13 protein-coding genes are annotated in these 16,852 nt (G+C 69.0%); 8 read left to right on the forward strand and 5 right to left on the reverse strand.

The window, feature by feature from the left end:
* Positions 1 to 110 precede the first annotated feature (110 nt).
* From NS2_RS04495 to NS2_RS04510, 4 genes are all read left to right on the forward strand, one after another.
* A complete protein-coding gene (locus NS2_RS04495; protein ID WP_033085784.1) occupies positions 111 to 608 on the forward strand; it encodes a WKL family lipoprotein in 498 nt (165 codons plus the stop codon).
* 235 nt (positions 609 to 843) lie between these two features.
* The gene (locus NS2_RS04500) at positions 844 to 1,104 is read left to right on the forward strand and encodes a hypothetical protein (protein ID WP_147207079.1); all 261 of its coding nucleotides are present in this window, start codon (positions 844 to 846) and stop codon (positions 1,102 to 1,104) included.
* Between the two features lie 7 nt (positions 1,105 to 1,111).
* Entirely contained in the window at positions 1,112 to 3,364 is a 2,253-nt protein-coding gene (locus NS2_RS04505) for a WXG100-like domain-containing protein (protein WP_033085782.1), read from the forward strand.
* Positions 3,365 to 3,530: 166 nt separating this feature from the next.
* Positions 3,531 to 6,830 carry an arabinosyltransferase domain-containing protein gene (locus NS2_RS04510; RefSeq protein WP_261772261.1) on the forward strand — a complete coding sequence of 1,100 codons (3,300 nt, stop codon included), beginning with the start codon at positions 3,531 to 3,533 and terminating at the stop codon, positions 6,828 to 6,830.
* A gap of 101 nt (positions 6,831 to 6,931) precedes the next feature.
* Here the strand turns inward: NS2_RS04510 and NS2_RS04515 are convergent, their stop codons facing one another.
* The 3 genes from NS2_RS04515 to NS2_RS04525 form a co-directional block, all read right to left on the reverse strand.
* A complete protein-coding gene (locus NS2_RS04515; protein WP_033085780.1) occupies positions 6,932 to 7,393 on the reverse strand; it encodes a VOC family protein in 462 nt (153 codons plus the stop codon).
* Between the two features lie 121 nt (positions 7,394 to 7,514).
* Positions 7,515 to 8,225, reverse strand: coding sequence for a hypothetical protein (locus tag NS2_RS04520; protein ID WP_052085989.1), 711 nt, complete (start codon positions 8,223 to 8,225; stop codon positions 7,515 to 7,517).
* Positions 8,213 to 9,112 carry a hypothetical protein gene (locus tag NS2_RS04525; protein ID WP_036545661.1) on the reverse strand — a complete coding sequence of 300 codons (900 nt, stop codon included), beginning with the start codon at positions 9,110 to 9,112 and terminating at the stop codon, positions 8,213 to 8,215. The genes NS2_RS04520 and NS2_RS04525 overlap by 13 nt, the downstream gene beginning before the upstream one ends.
* A gap of 205 nt (positions 9,113 to 9,317) precedes the next feature.
* On the opposite strand from NS2_RS04525, the gene lspA reads away from it, so the two are divergent.
* The 3 genes from lspA to NS2_RS04540 are packed head-to-tail and all read left to right on the forward strand — an operon-like array spanning position 9,318 to position 11,557.
* Positions 9,318 to 9,959 carry a signal peptidase II gene (lspA, locus tag NS2_RS04530; RefSeq protein WP_033085855.1) on the forward strand — a complete coding sequence of 214 codons (642 nt, stop codon included), beginning with the start codon at positions 9,318 to 9,320 and terminating at the stop codon, positions 9,957 to 9,959.
* Positions 9,956 to 10,882, forward strand: a complete 927-nt coding sequence (locus tag NS2_RS04535; RefSeq protein ID WP_033085778.1) for an RluA family pseudouridine synthase — start codon at positions 9,956 to 9,958, stop codon at positions 10,880 to 10,882. Before lspA ends, NS2_RS04535 begins: the two co-directional genes overlap by 4 nt.
* A 12-nt stretch (positions 10,883 to 10,894) precedes the next feature.
* The gene (locus NS2_RS04540) at positions 10,895 to 11,557 is read left to right on the forward strand and encodes a hypothetical protein (RefSeq protein WP_228102721.1); all 663 of its coding nucleotides are present in this window, start codon (positions 10,895 to 10,897) and stop codon (positions 11,555 to 11,557) included.
* Positions 11,558 to 11,585: 28 nt separating this feature from the next.
* On the opposite strand, the gene NS2_RS35805 is transcribed toward NS2_RS04540, so the two are convergent.
* Both NS2_RS35805 and NS2_RS04550 read right to left on the reverse strand, forming a co-directional pair.
* Positions 11,586 to 15,434: a hypothetical protein gene (locus NS2_RS35805; protein WP_036552118.1), complete on the reverse strand. Its 3,849-nt coding sequence runs from the start codon at positions 15,432 to 15,434 to the stop codon at positions 11,586 to 11,588.
* A 126-nt stretch (positions 15,435 to 15,560) separates the two neighbouring features.
* Complete coding sequence (locus NS2_RS04550; protein ID WP_228102722.1) at positions 15,561 to 16,409, reverse strand: inositol monophosphatase family protein; 849 nt, start codon at positions 16,407 to 16,409, stop codon at positions 15,561 to 15,563.
* Positions 16,410 to 16,563: 154 nt separating this feature from the next.
* Between NS2_RS04550 and NS2_RS04555 the strand changes: the two genes are divergently transcribed.
* Positions 16,564 to 16,852, forward strand: a 289-nt coding sequence (locus tag NS2_RS04555) for a transposase domain-containing protein (protein ID WP_261772262.1), incomplete at its 3' end; no start/stop codon positions are given.

The following is a 16,852-nucleotide window of genomic DNA, read 5'->3' on the forward strand; positions in this document are numbered from 1 at the left end:
ATTCGGACTGAAAATGCCGCGTCATCGCGGACGATGGCCGTTTCCGTGACCCCGCGTTGGTAGTCTCGCGAGTCGTCGAACGGACCTACTCGAACGCAAAGGACGAGCAGTTGAAGCTTCAGAAGACTGGACGCATCGCGGTCGCCGCGCTGGCTGTGGTGACCGTACTCGGGCTCTCGGCGTGTGGGAGCGGTGACAAGGACAGCAAGCCCACCAAGACCACGACCTCCAAGACCACGGCCGCTCAGACCAGCTACCCGCCGGTCCCGAGCGCCGCTGATCTGAACGCCCAACTGCAGACGGCGCTGGATCCGAGCGTGCCGGACGCGCAGAAGCTGGACATGATGCAGGGCGTCCAGGCCGACCCGAGCCTGCCCAGCCGGTTGGCCGACGCCTACAAGCAGAACAACGCCACCATCACCGTCACCAATGTGACCGATCTGGGCAACGGCACCATCACCGCCGATGCCGACATCTCGGTGAACGGCGGCCAGCCGCAGAAGGCCGTGGTGCCGTTCGTGGCCGAGGACGGCAAGTGGAAGGTCCAGAAGGAATGGATCTGCAACGCGCTGTCGCTGGCCAACCAGACCTCCCCGGCCTGCAGCTAGTGCGACGTGCCCGGTCCGGTGCCCAGCACGCCGGTGCCGGATCGGGCATTGCCCGGCACGGGTTTTCGTCAAGAACGCGGCGGGATCCGTCAGGGCGGCGTTAATTCGAGGCCGCGCGGCTGTTGCCCGAGGCTCACCCGTTGGCATCGTCGACCTTCCGTCCGATGACGAAAGGTCTTCAGTGGCAACGAGAGTGGGTGCGACGCCGAGTCGATTGCGCGGTGCAGCAGGACAGATGCAGGACCTCGAAGACCGCGTCAACCGCATCCTCGCCACCCTGGAGGGTGCGCTGTCCGCCGCGGGCGCGGCCTGGGGCGAGGACAGTTACGGCAGCACCTTCGCCGACGGCGACCAGGGGTACGTCGCGGCGCACGCCAATCTGCGCGACGGAATCCGCAATATGGCAACGACATTGGGTTCGCATGCCAGCGGGCAGCGCGAGGCCGCGGACACCCTGGAGCGGATGAACCACGGCAACGCCCGCCGGTTCCGGTAGACCGCTCTTGTCCATCGATATTCCGGGCGAACTGCAGTGGCTGGGCTGGGTCGCCGGTTCGGCGTGGCCGCAGGGCGACGAGGACGCGATGTGGGGCATCGCCGCCGACTGGGGTGCCGCCGCACGCCAATTGCGTGATCTGCTCCCCGAACTGGAGGCCGCCAAGAAGGCCACGGTCGCGGCCTACCCGTGGGGTGACGGGCTCGACGCCATGGTCGCGGCGCTCGACAAGCTCGATTCCGGCCCGCAGTCCATCGAGGCGCTGGCCGACATCCTCGATCAGGTCGCCGAGGCGGCCGACGGGCTGGGCACCGAGATCGAATACACGAAGATCATGATGCTGTCAGCCCTGGCCATGCTCGCCGTCGAGATCGCGCTGGCCTGGCTGTTCCCGCCCACCGCTCCCGCCGAGGAGGCCGCGGCCACGGTGGCCACCCGCATCGCCGTCCGAATCCTGGGCGAGCGCGCGGTCTCCGCGATCGCCCGCTACGCCGGGAAACTCGGCATCGCCGCACTGGCCCGCTTCCTCGCGAAACACGTTGCCATGAGCACGGTTCTGGGCGCGGGCCAGGACCTGGCCATCCAGGGCCTGCAAATCGCCGAGGGCCACCGCAAGGGCATGGACTGGGAGCGCGTCGGCATGACCGCCCTCACCGCGGCCGCCGCGGGCGCGGTCGGCGGCCCCACCGCCGAACTCCTCGGCAAGGCCGCCACCCACCTCCCCTTCGCGGGCAACCCCTTCGGCAACGCCGTCCGCGGCGCCCTCGTCGGCACCGGCTCAGGCATAGCCGGCGGCCTCGCCTCCTGGGGCGCAGGCGGCCTCCCCACCCTCCTCACCCAAGGCACCACCGACGGCTGGACCTGGGACCCCCGCATCCTCACCAGCTCCACCGCCTACGGCGTCCTCACCGGCGCCACCAAGGGCTTCCGCCTCCCCACCCCCGGCGTCCTCCACCCCACCAGCTTCGAAGCCCCCGCCGGCGCACGCATCCACGCCCCCGCGGGCGGCGACGGCGGCGCCCCGGCTCCCCACCCGGACCCGGCGACCACTTCCCACCCGGCGACCGTGCCGGACCCCGCGGGAACCCCGCGCCCCCAAGCCGCCTCGGCACCCAGCGGCGATCCCGCCACGCAGCCCCACCCGACCTCGAGCACATTCCCCACGGAACCGACCCGCCCCCTGACCAATCTGTCCGGCGACCCCGGCTCGCGCACCGCATCTCCGCCGTCCCCGGAACCGACCTCGCACGGCGCGAGTTCGACCACCATCGAACCGAATTCGCGCGCAGCCGCCCCACCCGCCCCGGAAACCGCCACGCGCGGCGGAACAACACCCACCGCCGAGTCCGGTCCGCGCGCAAGCACCTCTTCCACGCCGGAATCGAACTCGCGCGGCGGTGCGCCCGCTGTGTCCGAGACCAATACGCGGGCCGGCAGCCCGGCCGCGCCGGAGCGGAACTCGCGGGCGGGGAATCCAGCTGCGGCAGAGCCGAACTCGCGGGCCGGAAATCCTGCGGCGGAGTCGGGTGCGCGGGCGGCTGGCCCCGCCGCCGAGCCGCGCGTGGCCGCATCAGGTGGCGACGGCAGTGCTCCGGTTCCGGCGCGGGAACCGCAGCACGCCAACCCAACCGAGCAGTCCGCTCAACCCGTTGCGGTTGGGCGCGAGTCCGGGGTCGAGGCGGCGCTGGATTCGGCTCGGGAGCAGGTGCGTTCGCTGGGCGTCGATCCCGACGGGATGAGTCCCGAGCAATTGCGGCGGGCTGGGCTGGAGGCCGGATTGCGCCGCCTGTCCGAGTTGGATGGTGAATACGGGCGGCTCATCGACGACTTCGGGCAGTTCACCGAGAAATACGCGGGTGAGTCCGGCCCGGGCCCGGCGCACGGCGAGGAATCGGCCCCCACGAAACAGCCGACGGAAGCCGAAGGCCCCAAGCCCACACCGCAACCCGCTGGAGCCGTGGATCCCCGGCTGGCATGGCGGTTGCCGCCGCACGGTGAGGATGATGATGTGCCGGATACGTCGTCGGTGATTCCGTATACGCCGCGGTTCTTCTCGATTCCGCCTATTCCGGAGTACAGCGCGCCCGCGCCGCCGCCGGACAGCGTGTGGGAACCCGAGGATCCGCCCCGGCCGCACCCGCCGCAGCCGCCGGGCGGTGGCCACGGAGCGGGGCAAGGTAGTGGGCACCACCCCGGGCAAGGGCATCGGGCGGGGCCGGTGCCGGGCGGGCACGGGCGTTCACCGGAGGGGGCTGATTGATGGGGATGGAGGCCGCCGTGTGAGGGTGCGCGGCGGCCGGGGCGAAGGGTGGCGGAAATGTGAGCTGGCACACAGGAAGTGGGGCGGGGTTTGGGGGGTGGGGGTGGAAGGAGGGGGTTCGGTAGGGGGAGCGGGGGGAGGTGGGTTCCGCTTAGGATCTGCGGTCGTGACCGACGTGTTGGAGAAGGCGGGGCAGGATTCCGCCGGGAGTGCTGGTGCTGAACCCGAGAGACGGATTCGAGGGGGATGGGCCCGGCCGCTCGCTCTGATCGCCGGATTGCTCGCCGTTCTCAGTGCGGTGGCGGTGCCGTTGCTGCCCGTCGAGGTCGACAACACGACTCTGAGTTGGCCGCAAGGCAATTCGACGCAGAGTATCGAAGCTCCGCTGGTGTCCTACGCGCCCTTGGCCTTCGACGCCACCATTCCCTGTTCGGCTGTGACACAGCTGGGTTCGAAGGGCGGCACGCTCGCCGCCACCGCCCCCAACGGTGCGCCGGATCTCGAGCGCTACGGGTTCGTGGCCCGGGTCACCGCGGCTTCCACCACCGACGGCGTGACCACGCCGGGCAAGCTGGAGGCGATCACCCACCACAAGACGCTGGTGAGTATCCCCACCGATCAGCTCCCGGCGGGCTGCGCTCTCACCATCCACTCGGATATGACCGCCACCACGGCCACGCTCAGCGGTTCCACGGTCGCCCCGGTCACCCTGAACGGTGACTACCGCCCGCAGCTGGTCGGCATCTACAGCGATCTGACCGTCTCCGACGGAGCCAAGGTAACCGCGCAGGTGGACAGCCGCTTCACCTCCACGCCGAGCACGGTCAAGCGCATCGCCATCTGGACCGCGATCACCGCCACCCTGGTCGCCCTGTTCGCGCTGTATCGCCTGGACCGCCTCGACGGCCGCCGCAGCCGCCGCTTCCTGCCGCGGCACTGGTGGACCTTCAAACCGGTCGACGCGGTCGTGCTGGGCACCCTGGTGCTGTGGCATTTCATCGGCGCGACCACCTCCGATGACGGCTACCAGTACGGCATGGGCCGCGCCTCCATCCACGCCGGTTATATGGCCAACTACTTCGGCTACTTCGGCGTCCCCGAAACCCCGGTCGGCACACCGTATTACGACCTCATCGGCCACATGGCGCAGATCAGCCCGGCCAGCGTGTGGATGCGACTACCCGCCCTGCTCGCGGGCATCGTGATCTGGCTGGTCATCAGCCGCGAAGTGATTCCCCGCCTGGGCGCGCGCATCCGCCACGACCGCGTCGCGGTGTGGACCGGCGCGCTGGGCTTCCTGGCCGTCTGGCTCCCGTACAACAACGGTCTGCGCCCGGAACCGCTGGTGGCGCTGGGTGTGCTGCTCACCTGGGTCTCGGTGGAGCGCGCGATCGCGACCGGGCGACTGTTGCCCTACGGGATCGCCATCATGATCGGCGCCTTCAGCTGTACCGTCGGCCCCTCGGGCATCATCTGCTTCGCCCCGCTGCTGGCCGGTATCCGCCCGATCTGGCGGATCCTCAACCGGCGCGCGACGGAACTGGGCAAGCCGACCGCTGCGGACGCGAGCGCGCTCGCGATCCTGAAGGCCCGCTTCGGTTCCTACCTGTCGCTCTCGGCTCCGCTGGCCGCGGCCGGTGCGGTGGTGCTGGTGATCATGTTCTGCGATCAGCCGCTGGCCTCGATGTTCGAGATGAGCCGGGTGCACACCGCGGTCGGCCCGGACGTGCACTGGGACGCGGAATACATTCGCTACCAGTACCTTTTCATGCCCACCATCGACGGTTCGCTGGCGCGCCGCTTCGGCATGCTGGCCTTCTGGATCGGCCTGCTGGTCTCGGCATTCGTGTTGCTGCGCAAGGGCGGCCGGATACCGTTCACCGCGCCCGGACCGGTGAAGCGGGTGCTGGGCACCGGCGTCGGCATCATCCTGCTGATGATGTTCACGCCCACCAAGTGGACCCACCACAACGGCATCTACGCCGGAATCGCCGGTGTCATCGCGGTGCTGGCCGCGGTGGCGGTGGGCCCGCGGGTGCTGCGCTCGCCGCGCAACCGCGCGCTGTTCGGGGCCGTCATCGCCTTCGCCCTGGCGCTGTCGTTCGCCAGCTGGAACGGCTACTGGTACGTCTCCAACTGGGCGATCTCCTGGAACGACAAGTCGCCGGTGATCGCCGGGTTCGAGGTCTCGAAGATCTTCCTCGGGCTCACCGTGCTGATGCTCGGCCTGGCCGGATGGTTCCATGTGCGGGCACCGCAACCGGCCGGGCCGCACCGGATCTCGAAGCTGGGCTGGCGTTTCGTCGCCATTCCGCCGCTGACCGTGGCGGCCGCGTTCATGGTGCTGTTCGAGGTGGCCTCGCTCGCCAAGGGCGCGATCGCGCAGTATCCCGCCTACTCGCTGGCCCGCTCGAATATCGATGCGGTGCTGGGCAAGCCGTGCGGCCTGGCCAATGACGTCCTGGTGGAACAGAACCCGAACAAGGGCATGCTGAAGCCGGTCGACGGCGACGCGCTGGGCACCTTCACCGCGGACGCGGTCGGCTTCACCCCGAAGGGCGTCGCCACCGACCTGCGCACCGATGACGATGTCGACACCGGCGGCAATGTGGGCACCGCGGTGAGCGGCCGATCCCGCACCACCGTCGACGGAACCACCACCGCGCCACTGCCTTTCGGGCTGGACGCGAACACCCCGGTGCTCGGCAGCTACAACAGCACCGAGGCCGTCTCGACCCTGACCACCGGCTGGTACGCGCTGCCGACGCAGCGCGACAGCTCCGGCATCATCGCGATGGCGGCGGCCGGGCGCATCCGCTCGGTGGACACGGACGGGATCGTGACGCCCGGCCAGCAGGTCGAGATCGAATACGGGGTGCCGGGCGCGAACGGCGCGGTCGAACCGCAGGGCCGCGTCACGCCGATCGATATCGGCCCCGCGCCGACCTGGCGCAACCTGCGGGTGCCGCTGAACCAGATTCCGGCGCAGGCCACCGCGATTCGCGTGATCGCCGAGGATCGCGACGGCGATCCCAAGCAGTGGGTGGCGCTCACCCCGCCGCGCATTCCGCAGACCGTCACGCTGCAGGACTTCATCGGCCGTGACAAGCCGGTGCTGCTGGATTGGGAAGTGGGCCTGCAGTTCCCGTGCCAGCGCCCGTTCGACCACCTCGACGGCATCGCCGAGGTCCCGGACTACCGCATCCTGCCGGATCGGGGCGGCGCGGCCATGACCACGCTGTGGCAGAGCCACGACGGCGGTGGCGCGCTGGGCTGGAGTTCGATGCTGTTGCGCCCGGTCACCCTGGCCACGTTCCTGGCGAACGACCCGCGCCGGGATTGGGGCGAGCTGCAGGTGCTGGATCGGATCGACAAGTCCGCCCAGACCGCGAAGCCGGTCGTGACCACCGAAACCCGTTCGGGCCGCTGGACTCCCGGACCGATCAACGTCACCGGCTGGCAGTAGCGATCACGGGCCGGAAATGACCCGGCCCCACGGCGTTCCGCACCCGTTTCCACGTCGAAACGGGTGCGGAGTGCGTTGTGCCGGAAGGTGAATCCGGGCGCTCAGCCCTGCATTCCGGCCATCCGCTGCTGCAACTCCTCCGGGCTCACGTCCTCGACGTGCAGGGCGAGGGTCCAGCGGTGCCCCCACGGATCCTCGATGGCCGAGGTGCGGTCACCGTAGAACTGATTCTCCGGCGGCTGCAGCTCCTGCGCCCCGGCCGCGAGTGCGGCGGCGTGCGCGCCGTCCACGTCGTCGACATAGATGTACAGGTTGACCGGCGTGCCGCCGACCGTCTTGGGATCCAGGAATCCCATGGACGGGGCCGGATCACCGAGCATGATCACCGAAGTGCCGAACTGCATTTCGCAATGCGCGATCTTGCCGTCCGGTCCCGGCATCCGGAAACGCTCGTCGGCTCCGAACACGTGCTTGTAGAAATCGATCGCCTGCGCGGCACCGCTACAGGCGAGGGCCGGGCTGACGGTCGGGTAACCGTCGGGAATGGGTTTGACATCGGACATCGGAAACCTCCGATCGAGGTTGTCGTCGGACGCCCCCGAGCCTATTCCCGGGTACCGACAAGATTCGCGTGAACAATTCGATGATCACGCGAATCCCCCGGAGCGCCGGAAATTTCCGAGCCTACGGACCCGCAGCCCCGCGCAGCTTGCGCACCTGGGCTGCGGTCATGGCGCTGAGCTGCTGCGGATCCGGTTCCTTGGAATCGGACAGCGCGATCTGCACGACCGTGGATCCGACCAGAACAATGCTCACATCCGTATAGAGCGTGAGCCCGTCACTGGTCGTGCGCACCTGAAATGCCGTCGACCCGTCCCCGGCCTGCGGCTGATTCAAACCGCCCAGCCGGAATTCGACTTTGGTGTTGTCGGCATCACGACCGGAATATTTCGTGCACCCCTGCAAAAGCGATTGCACGGTCGAAAACGCCTGCACCGCCCCGCCGTTCGCATAGGACGCGGCATCGATGTCCACGCTGGCGAAATTCTGCCCGGCGAACTGCGCCGCGGCCTGCGCGGCCGAGCCCGGAGCCTGGGTGGCGATGGTCGCCAAGATCTTCGCGCACGGCGCCGGATCCGTCTTGGCGCCCGCGCCGCCGCTGCTGCCCGGCGGCGGATCGTCGAGCGCGGTGAACCCCGCGGGCATTTGCGACACGTCCAGCAGATCGGATCGCAGCGTGCACTGATCCAGAGCCGTCGCACCACCGGGCGCCTGCGAGGGCTGCACGGTCGGCCCCAGGCTCGGCAGCGGCGGCGCGGAATCCTTGTTCCCGCAGGCGGTCACCGTCAGCGCCAGCGCACCGGCCAGCATCGTCAGCCGCGTCAGGCTCCCCACTGCACCTCCGTGCGCAGGGTCTGGCGCAGCGTCACCGAACTGCGCGGATCGCGGTAGGTCTGATTGCCGCCCACCTCGACGGTGCCCGAAACCGGTAGCGGCAGGCCCAGATCCACCCCGATGGTGCCGGTGCCGTGCATGAGGTAGTCGACGATCTCCAGCTGCCCGGCCTCGTTGGGCAGGTGCCAGACGGTCGATTTCGGCGTCTGCGTCACATTCAGCTCGATGGTGAGCTGATTGCCGTCGCGGGCGGTGAGGGTGGCCGTGGTCACCTGCTCCAGCGGGACGCTGCCGGAAACCTGTTGCCGCACCGTCCATACCGCGCCCACGCCGACCGGCTCTTCCGGGAACGCGATGGACTGGTACACCGCCTGATAGAACGACTGCTCCAGCGCGGCGCGCGCGGTATCGGAGGTGGCTGGCTTGGGCGCCAGCTTGAGCGCCGTGATCGCGCCCTGCTCGTTCACGTCGAACCCGACCTGCGACCCGTCCGCGTGCAGCAGCGCCTTCGCCAGGTTGGGATCCGGTGAGGTGACATTGCCGACGGTCAGCGCGACTCCGTCGTTGCCCGCCTGCGCGGTGAGCGGAATGGTCACCGAGGGCGGGGAGATATCGCGCAGCGCCTGGTTGTTGATCTGCTGTTCGATGTGATGCTCGGTGCTCAGCGTGACCTGCTGGGTGGTGCCCGGTTCGAGCGTGCGCCGCAGCGGTGAGCGGGGTTCCGCGCCCGGGTCCACGACCGTGGTGGTCATGGCCTCGATGGGCATGGTGACCTCTTTGTTGATGCCCACCGGTTCGGCGCCGTCGGATTCGACCGTGCGCTCCCCGCTGTCGCTGCAACCGACGCCGAAGGCGGTCAGAGTCACCGCGAGTACCAGCAGCAACACTCCCGAGCGCGTGGCGCGGGGGCCCGCGTTTCTGCGCGGTGGTCGTGGTGAGCCGGAACAGCGTGCGGTGGCGTTCGCCGAACTGGGGGAAGAAGACAACACCGTCACGTCGAACAGGTTACGGCGCGATCCTGAAAAACAGCTGGGATCACGAGGGGGACAGCCATTCGGAGTGGCTCGGCGGGGATGAGGAATGATGGGCAGCGTGAGTACCGACCGGCCGCGCGAATCCGGCGCAGAGGAACCCGATACCGCAGCGGAACCCGATACCTCAGCGGAGGAGTCGAAGGAGACGGCTGCCGCGCAGTCGTCGGAGACGGTGGCGAAGCAGCCGTTGCGCCTGCGCACCCTGTTGATCATCGCCGCGGTGCTGCTCGGGCTGGACCTGCTGACCAAGATCATCGTGGTCGCGACCATGACCCCGGGCAAGCCCATCTACCTGATCGGTGACTGGGCGCGCCTGACCCTGGTCCGCAACCCGGGCGCGGCGTTCTCCATGGCCACCGGCATGACCTGGCTGCTGACCCTGGTCGCGGCCGCGGTCGTGATCGGCGTCATCCGGATCGGCCGCACGCTGCGGTCGCTGCCGTGGGCGATCGGGCTGGGCATGGTGCTGGGCGGCGCGCTCGGCAATCTCATCGATCGCCTGTTCCGCGCGCCGGGCCCGTTGCAGGGCCATGTCGTCGATTTCGTGGCGGTCGGCTGGTGGCCGGTGTTCAATGTGGCCGATTCGTCGATCGTGTGCGGGGCCGTTCTGCTGGTCGCGCTGACGGTGTTCGGTTTCGAGCCGGACGGCACCCGCATGCACCGGCAGCACGCGTCGAGCGCGGAGGAGAAGACGGCATGAGGGAGACCCGCAGCATGCCGGTGCCCGACGGGCTGGACGGTATGCGAGTCGATGCCGGGCTGTCCCGGCTGCTCGGCCTGTCGCGCACCGCGGTGGCGTCGATGGCCGAGGAGGGCGCGGTCCAGCTCGACGGCGTCGCGGCCGGGAAGTCGGACCGGCTGACCGCCGGAGCCTGGCTGGAGGTCGAATTCCCCGAGCCCAAGCGCGAACTCACGGTGGAGGCGACGCCGGTGGAGGGGATGAAGATCCTCTACGCCGACGACGACATCGTGGCCGTCGACAAACCCGTCGGGGTGGCGGCGCACACGGGCGTCGGCTGGACCGGGCCCACCGTGGTCGGCGGGCTGGCCGCCATGGGCTACCGCATCTCGACCTCGGGAGCCCATGAGCGCCAAGGCATCGTGCACCGGCTGGACGTCGGCACCTCCGGGGTGATGGTGGTCGCGCAGTCCGAGCACGCGTACACCCAGCTCAAGCGGGCGTTCAAGTACCGGACCGTGGAGAAGCGCTATCACGCGCTGGTACAGGGACATCCGGACCCGTCGAGCGGCACCATCGACGCGCCGATCGGCCGGGCGCGCGGCAACGACTGGAAGTTCGCGGTGACCGCCGACGGCCGGCCCTCGGTCACCCACTACGACACCGTCGAGGCGTTCCAGTCCGCGAGCTTGCTCGATATCCACCTCGAAACCGGTCGCACCCACCAGATCCGCGTGCACTTCTCGGCCGTGCGGCACCCGTGCTGCGGCGACCTGACCTACGGCGCGGATCCCCGGCTGGCCGAACGCCTGGGTCTGGAACGGCAGTGGCTGCACGCCCGCCAGCTCGGCTTCAATCATCCCGCCGACGGCCGCTGGGTGGAGATCACCAGCGAGTACCCCGCCGACCTGGAACACGCGCTGGACGTTCTCCGCGCGCACTGATCGGGAGTTGCCGTGAACGCACCGATGCTGCGGCGCGCGGGTATCGCGACGGTCGTCGTCCTGGCGGCGGTCCTGATCGTCGTCCTGGGGTGGGCGATTCCGCCCCGGGCGGCGGTCATCTCGACCGACCGGCTCGGACCCGAGAGCGGCGAGCCGGTCTCCGGCTACCTGGACCGCGCCCGGGAGTCGTTGCGGGCCAACGACGCTGACGGCCACTGGGCGCTGCTGTCGTTCACCTCGGGTATCACCGCTGACCGCATTCCCGAATACAGTGCGGGCCTGCGGATCTCACAGGTCGACTACCACGTGGCGATCGATCGGGTGGCAACCCCGATCACCGCCATCGGCGTCCCCGCCGGTGACGGCGTCGCGGTGGCCTCGGTCAGATCCGCCGCCGCCAAGGTGGCGGCGGAACAGACCTACGACGACCGCTCCACCCGGGTCAAGAACCTGGTCGCGGCCCGGCTCGCCGCGGGCTGCCCCTGCGTCGTGGGCATCGTCCTCTACGGAACCCTCGACCAACTCCGAAACCTGGCTGCCCGCCCCGGAATCCGAGCCGTCGAAGCCCTACCGGCGGACGCCTCGGCCGGAGTCTTCGCCGTCTCGCCGCTGCTTCCGGAACAGACGGAATCGGCGAGCCCGACGCCCGACGACGGCCCGGTCCCGGACAACTGAACCCGGTGACCGGGACCGGCCTCCTCGGCTACGTATTCCGCAATGCCCAAGCGTCGGCGAACATTTCGTGCAGCGGGCGGGGCGGCAGGATCACCCCGTAGGGTCCGATGATGTCCTTGTCGTCGGGGCGGACCAGATAGCTGGCGAGTTTCGCGGTTTCCATCGGCAGATGCGGTTTCGTCAGCTTCTCGGTCCAGGGCCCGGGGACGAAGGCGGTGCGTCCGGCGCGGGCGCGCTGTTCCTCCACGACCAGTCGCATCCCGGCGAGCTCGGCCCGGGCCTTCTTGTGCCGTGCCGGAGTCCAGCCGTTCCAGCGGCGCAGATTGCGGTCGGTGGGGCGGGCCAGGGTCAGCAACTGGAGGTACAGCGTGGCCGCGTCCGGGCTCGCGCCGATGCTCGCCGAAACCCGTTCGACCAGATCGGGGACGCTGTGCCGCGGATCGGCCTCGTAGTGTCCGGCGGCCACGGGAGTGGTTGCGGCGCGGTCGATCAGGTCCGACAGCCCGGCCACGAGAGTCTGCTCGCAGCGGATCGCGTGGGCCAGTTCGGTCAGCCCGTGGTCCGTGCAGGTGTTCAGGCTGTGGGCCAGGGCCTCGGGGTCGGAGAGAGCGGCCGGTCGTAGAAAGGTCGACCGCCGCCATTCGTGCGCGTCCACCACGACCAGTCCGTCGTCGTAGACGACCCGCGACAGCGGCGCGCCCGCGTAGGTGCCCGGACCGAAAAGTTCTGCGGGGAAGCGCATTCCGTTGAGCTGGACGAGCAGCTCCGGGGCGCGCAGGCGCGCGGCGAGCCGCTCGTACAGCTCGGTGACCCCGCGGACGGCCGGATCCCCGACGGGGCGTTCGGACAGTGCCCACGCCAGCGCGGTCGCGAGGCCCCGGTAGGGATTCCAGCGACGCCAGAAGGGGATATTCGAGCGCTCGCAGCGTATTTCGAGATAGTCGTGGCTGTTCCCGAGCAATCGGCATTGCAGGTCCCGGGTGGCGAGGTCGGTCGCCTCCGGATGCGCCAGTGCCAGCGGCAGCATGGCGGTCAACCCGGTGGTGGCCTCCAACTCCGCGGTGAGGTCCTCGGGTATGTGAACCCGCCTGCCGATGAGTTCGTTCCAGACCACCGCCATGCGCTCGGCGGCCGCGAGATCACCGTCCTCGGACCACAATTCGGCGGGATCCTCGGGCATGCCCGCGGCCAGCAGGCGATGACGGCCGTTCCAGTCGAGTTGCCCCGACCACTGCTCGTACTGCCGCGCGAGATCCCCCTTCGCCTGATACGGCTTGGTGCGGAGCATCTTTTCGTGCGCGTCGTACATGTACGAGTACCCGCCGCCGAAGTGACAGCGGCGCGGCAGCCCGTCCAGGACGAGCCGCGCGATGGGCTCGCGAACACCGGTGCGCTCGGCGAACAGCCGCACCGCCCGCTCGCTCGGAATTCGAGTGCCATTGCACGACAACAGATCCAGGAGTTGCTCGATTCGCGTGGCGTCCTCATGGGTGAGGACGAGACTCCGAACACCCACCGCGTTCGCGGGCGGGGCGACGGTCGTCGGTTGCAGGAATCGTCCGCCGACCAGCAAGGTGCGTGCTGCCACGGGTTCGGTGTCCGGACATTCGCCGAGCCGCCATTCGCCCGCCCGCGCGAATGGCTGTGCGGCCCAGGTGCGCAGCAGCGCGATCAGGGCGACGCGGTGGTTCTCCGGTGTGCGGCCGTTGATCGCGCGCCAGGCGACCGCGTCGATGTGTCCGAGCAGGGGCGTCCAGTCGATCGGTGCCGCGGGCGGGCTCATCCGGCGCAGGGTCTCGTCGATGTCCCCGGCCAGGTATCGGCCGTCCGCGGCGAGGGCGGTGATGGTGGCGGGCAGTACGGAAGGGTGCAGGTCCCTGGGGTAGTCGAGCAGGCCGAGCAGCGCCGGGAGCAGGTCGGAGTCCGGGGCCGTGGCGGGTGGGGTGATGAGGGCTCCGGATCGAATCGTCGCCACCCGCCGCGAGATTCGTTCGCGCTCGCGGACCAGACGAGCCGCTCGCTCGATCTGGTCGCGTACGCCGTCGGCGAGTACCGGATCGGTGATGCCGGGTGGCAGCGCGGCGTCGGTGAGGAGTTCCCGGGCGCGGGCGACGTCCAGGCCGCGCAGTGCCCGCGAGCCCGCGGCATCGCGCGGGGTCAGGAAGTGCCAGAACGCCGGTGACGGGCAGCCGGTGTGGCTCGCTTCGGCCCGCACCTCCCACAGCGGACTCGCGCCGTCGTGCGCGCGCAATACCGCGGGATCGTAGCCGTAGACGGGCGAATCGAAGGTCATCAACAGGTCGGCTCCGCCCTCCGGGAAACGGGCGACACCCCAGGGGTCTGCGGAGCCGCGGCTGCCCACGTAGGTGGCGTGGCGGCCGTCGACGCCCTCCAGGACGTATCCGGTCCATTCACCGTGATCGCGCAGGACCCGGAATCCGGTCATACCCGCGGCAGAACCGAGCGGCGAGGAAGCGACGCCTTCGGGCAGTCGTGCGTAGAACAGCAGGTGATTGACGATCTCCTTGTCCGCCGGGAGGGGGTATTCGGTGAAAAAGTCCGGGGGAGAGCCGATTTCCGCGCGCACACCGGTCACCGGATCGACCTCGGCCCAGAATTGCAGTCCGCTGCGATACCCCTCGAGGCTCCACACCCGGGCACCGTCACTCATCTGGAATACGCGGTCCCCGATACCCTGGCGGTCGCCGGGTCGCATTATCCGTGCGCCGTCGTGCCGACCGCCCGGCGTGGCGAACTGATACCCGAATCCGCCGTTGTACTTGCTGTTGCACGCGTGCATCCGGTGTGGTTCGGCGGGCTCGAATGTCTCGCCGGGCGCGCTCGTCCAGAAGGCTTGGTCGGGATAGAGATTGGTGACGCTGTAGCCGACCAGGAAGTCGCCGCCCGCGTAGAAGACCACGTGCGAACGGGGCTCGACCGGGAGTGTGAATCCGGTTTCGGCCACGACGCCGTGGGGCCCGATCGCCACGGCGCGGTCGGCGCCGTAGAGGGTGAGCATCGGCCAGGTCGCCGTCATGCCGTGTACCCGGCCCAGCTCGGTGATCGCGGCTTCCCATGCCGGCCAGCGGAATTCGGATGGAATCCCGGCGCGCAGCGTACGCAGCAGGGGACCGGCGCCGTCGAGCGCACTCAGCGCCTCCTCGATCCCGTCGAGCGCCTGGGGGGTCGGCAGGTCGAGCAGTTCGTCGAGTTCGGCGAGGGCGAGTTCGGCATCGAGGAGTCCACCGTCGGCGATCCGCTCGATGACCGCGACGATGCGGGCGTGCACCGAGCGTTCGATGCCGGGATTCTCCGGCAGCCGGACGATGGCCGTGCTGGTGGTCGCGCGATCGGCATGTACGACACTCTCGAGCCGGGGACCCAGCACCGGATCGGCGGCCAGCGCGATCAGGTCACGCTTGGATTCCGCGCCCCAGAGGTGCATTCCACCGTGATCGGGGCCGTCCACGCCGACACCGACCGCGACTAGCGCGTCGGCGAGGTCGGCGTCGATGTGCGCGTAACGGTATCGGCCCTTCGCCATCGAGACGCGCTCGCCGGATTCCGCGAGGCGCGGTCCGATTCGCTCGATCATGTCGAACAGTTCAACGGGCATCGGCTGGATGGTGACTCCGCCGTAAGGCGCCTCCACATAGCAGTACATGCCGAAGAACTCGCTGATCCAACCCGCCAGTCCGGCCGAGGGTGTGAGCGTTCCGTCGGCCATGCCGTCGATTGCCCCCGCTGCGTCGAGCATGCGCAGCAAGGCGGCACCGTCGGTGGTGGTCGCGGGGATGAGATCCAGTAGCGGCGCGCAGTCATCGGGTGATGCCTGGGCGAATACCTTTGCGGCACCGTTGAGCAGGCCGTCCGGCACGGGCTTCGGCCAAGGCAGCCGGGCTCGGCTCGGCCGGAGGACTCCCGGGTCCTGACGACCGTCCTCGCCGCCTGTACCTCTCGAAAACGGTTCGAGCGTGCCGAACTCATCGCCACTCGGCCGGCGTTACCGGCGAGCCGTGATGATTTCGAGTAGCCGGGCATGGTCGGTCGGGTCGGCCGCGGCCAGCAGGCCGTGCGGGGGAGTATGGAGCGGCTGACCGGTGAGGCCCGTGACGACGCAGCCCGCCGCCCGGCACAGGGCTGTGCCCGCGGCGAAGTGGACATCGTCGCGGAGGTCGCGATCCACGATGTAGGCCGCGCGCCGCCCGGTGGCCACCCAGGTCAGGGCAAGCGAAGTAGACAGCACCCGCGGGTAGAAGGCGGTGGCGAACGCGGGATCGCCCATGAATCGTGCCGGGCTGAACCAATCGGTGAAAGGGGAGGGGTTGTCGGCGTCGATTTCGACGAGGCGGCTACGAGATTCGGGAGCCAGCCGATGATCCTGGCCTTCGCGGCGCACGAACGCGCCCTCTCCGACTGTCCAGAAGATCTCGGAGGCAAAAGGATCCGCGACCACCGCGGCCGCAACCCGATCCCCGACCCGCAGCGCGATGTTCACCGCGACGAGCGGCGTCTCGGCCGCGAAATTGCGAGTGCCGCAAAGAGGATCGATCAGCCAGGTCCGATCCGATGCGCCACCGCTATCGCCCGACTCCTCGGCGAGGAATCGATCACCTGGTCGTGCGGCACGAAGAACGTCGAGAATCGTTCGCTCCGAACCGATATCGGCCTGCGTCGCGAAATCATCGTCCTGCTTGTCATACCGAGTAACAGGACCATGGAACTGATCCCGCATCACCCCGGCAGCGGCCTCGGCAGCCCGAATCGCAACCACAACATCTGATTCATCCACACCCCACACAGTACCCACCTTTTCGAAACGATTGATGTTCTGAAAAATATTGCCGAACAAGACATTTCGGGTTCTTTGAAGACCGCATCGGAGGTAGAATTAGCTCATGGGTTCGAAGGCAATGCCGTTAACTTAGCGTGTTTGTCCTGATCGGCCCGTGTGGTGTCTGTTCGGTGAGAGGTGCTGTGGGGCAGGGTGTTCGGGGGTATGGTGCCTGTTCGTGGTGGAGGTGGCGGGTCGGTTGACCGATCGGATCGGGTTGGGTGTGTTGACGCGGGTGGTGGGCGCGGATCTGGTCGATGAGGTGCTGGTGGCGACGGGTCGGATGGAGAAGCGGCGGCGGTTGTTGCCAGCGCGGGTGGTGGTGTATTTCGTGTTGGCGTTGACGTTGTTCTTCGACGACGCCTACGAGGAAGTGATGCGCAAGCTGGTCGACGGGTTGCGGTTTCTGCGGTCGTGGGAGCGTGATTGGCAGGTGCCGAGTTCGGCGGCGTTGTGCAAGG

The sequence above is a fragment of the Nocardia seriolae NBRC 15557 genome (genome assembly GCF_007990715.1).
In the GTDB taxonomy this organism is placed as follows: Bacteria; Actinomycetota; Actinomycetes; order Mycobacteriales; family Mycobacteriaceae; genus Nocardia; species Nocardia seriolae.

What these genes read in the sequence shown, in the direction of transcription:
- NS2_RS04500 (WP_147207079.1), top strand. Translation starts at nt 844, where the DNA reads ATGCAGGACCTCGAAGACCGCGTCAACCGCATCCTCGCCACCCTGGAG.
- NS2_RS04515 (WP_033085780.1), bottom strand. Translation starts at nt 7,393, where the DNA reads ATGTCCGATGTCAAACCCATTCCCGACGGTTACCCGACCGTCAGCCCG.
- NS2_RS04535 (WP_033085778.1), top strand. Translation starts at nt 9,956, where the DNA reads ATGAGGGAGACCCGCAGCATGCCGGTGCCCGACGGGCTGGACGGTATG.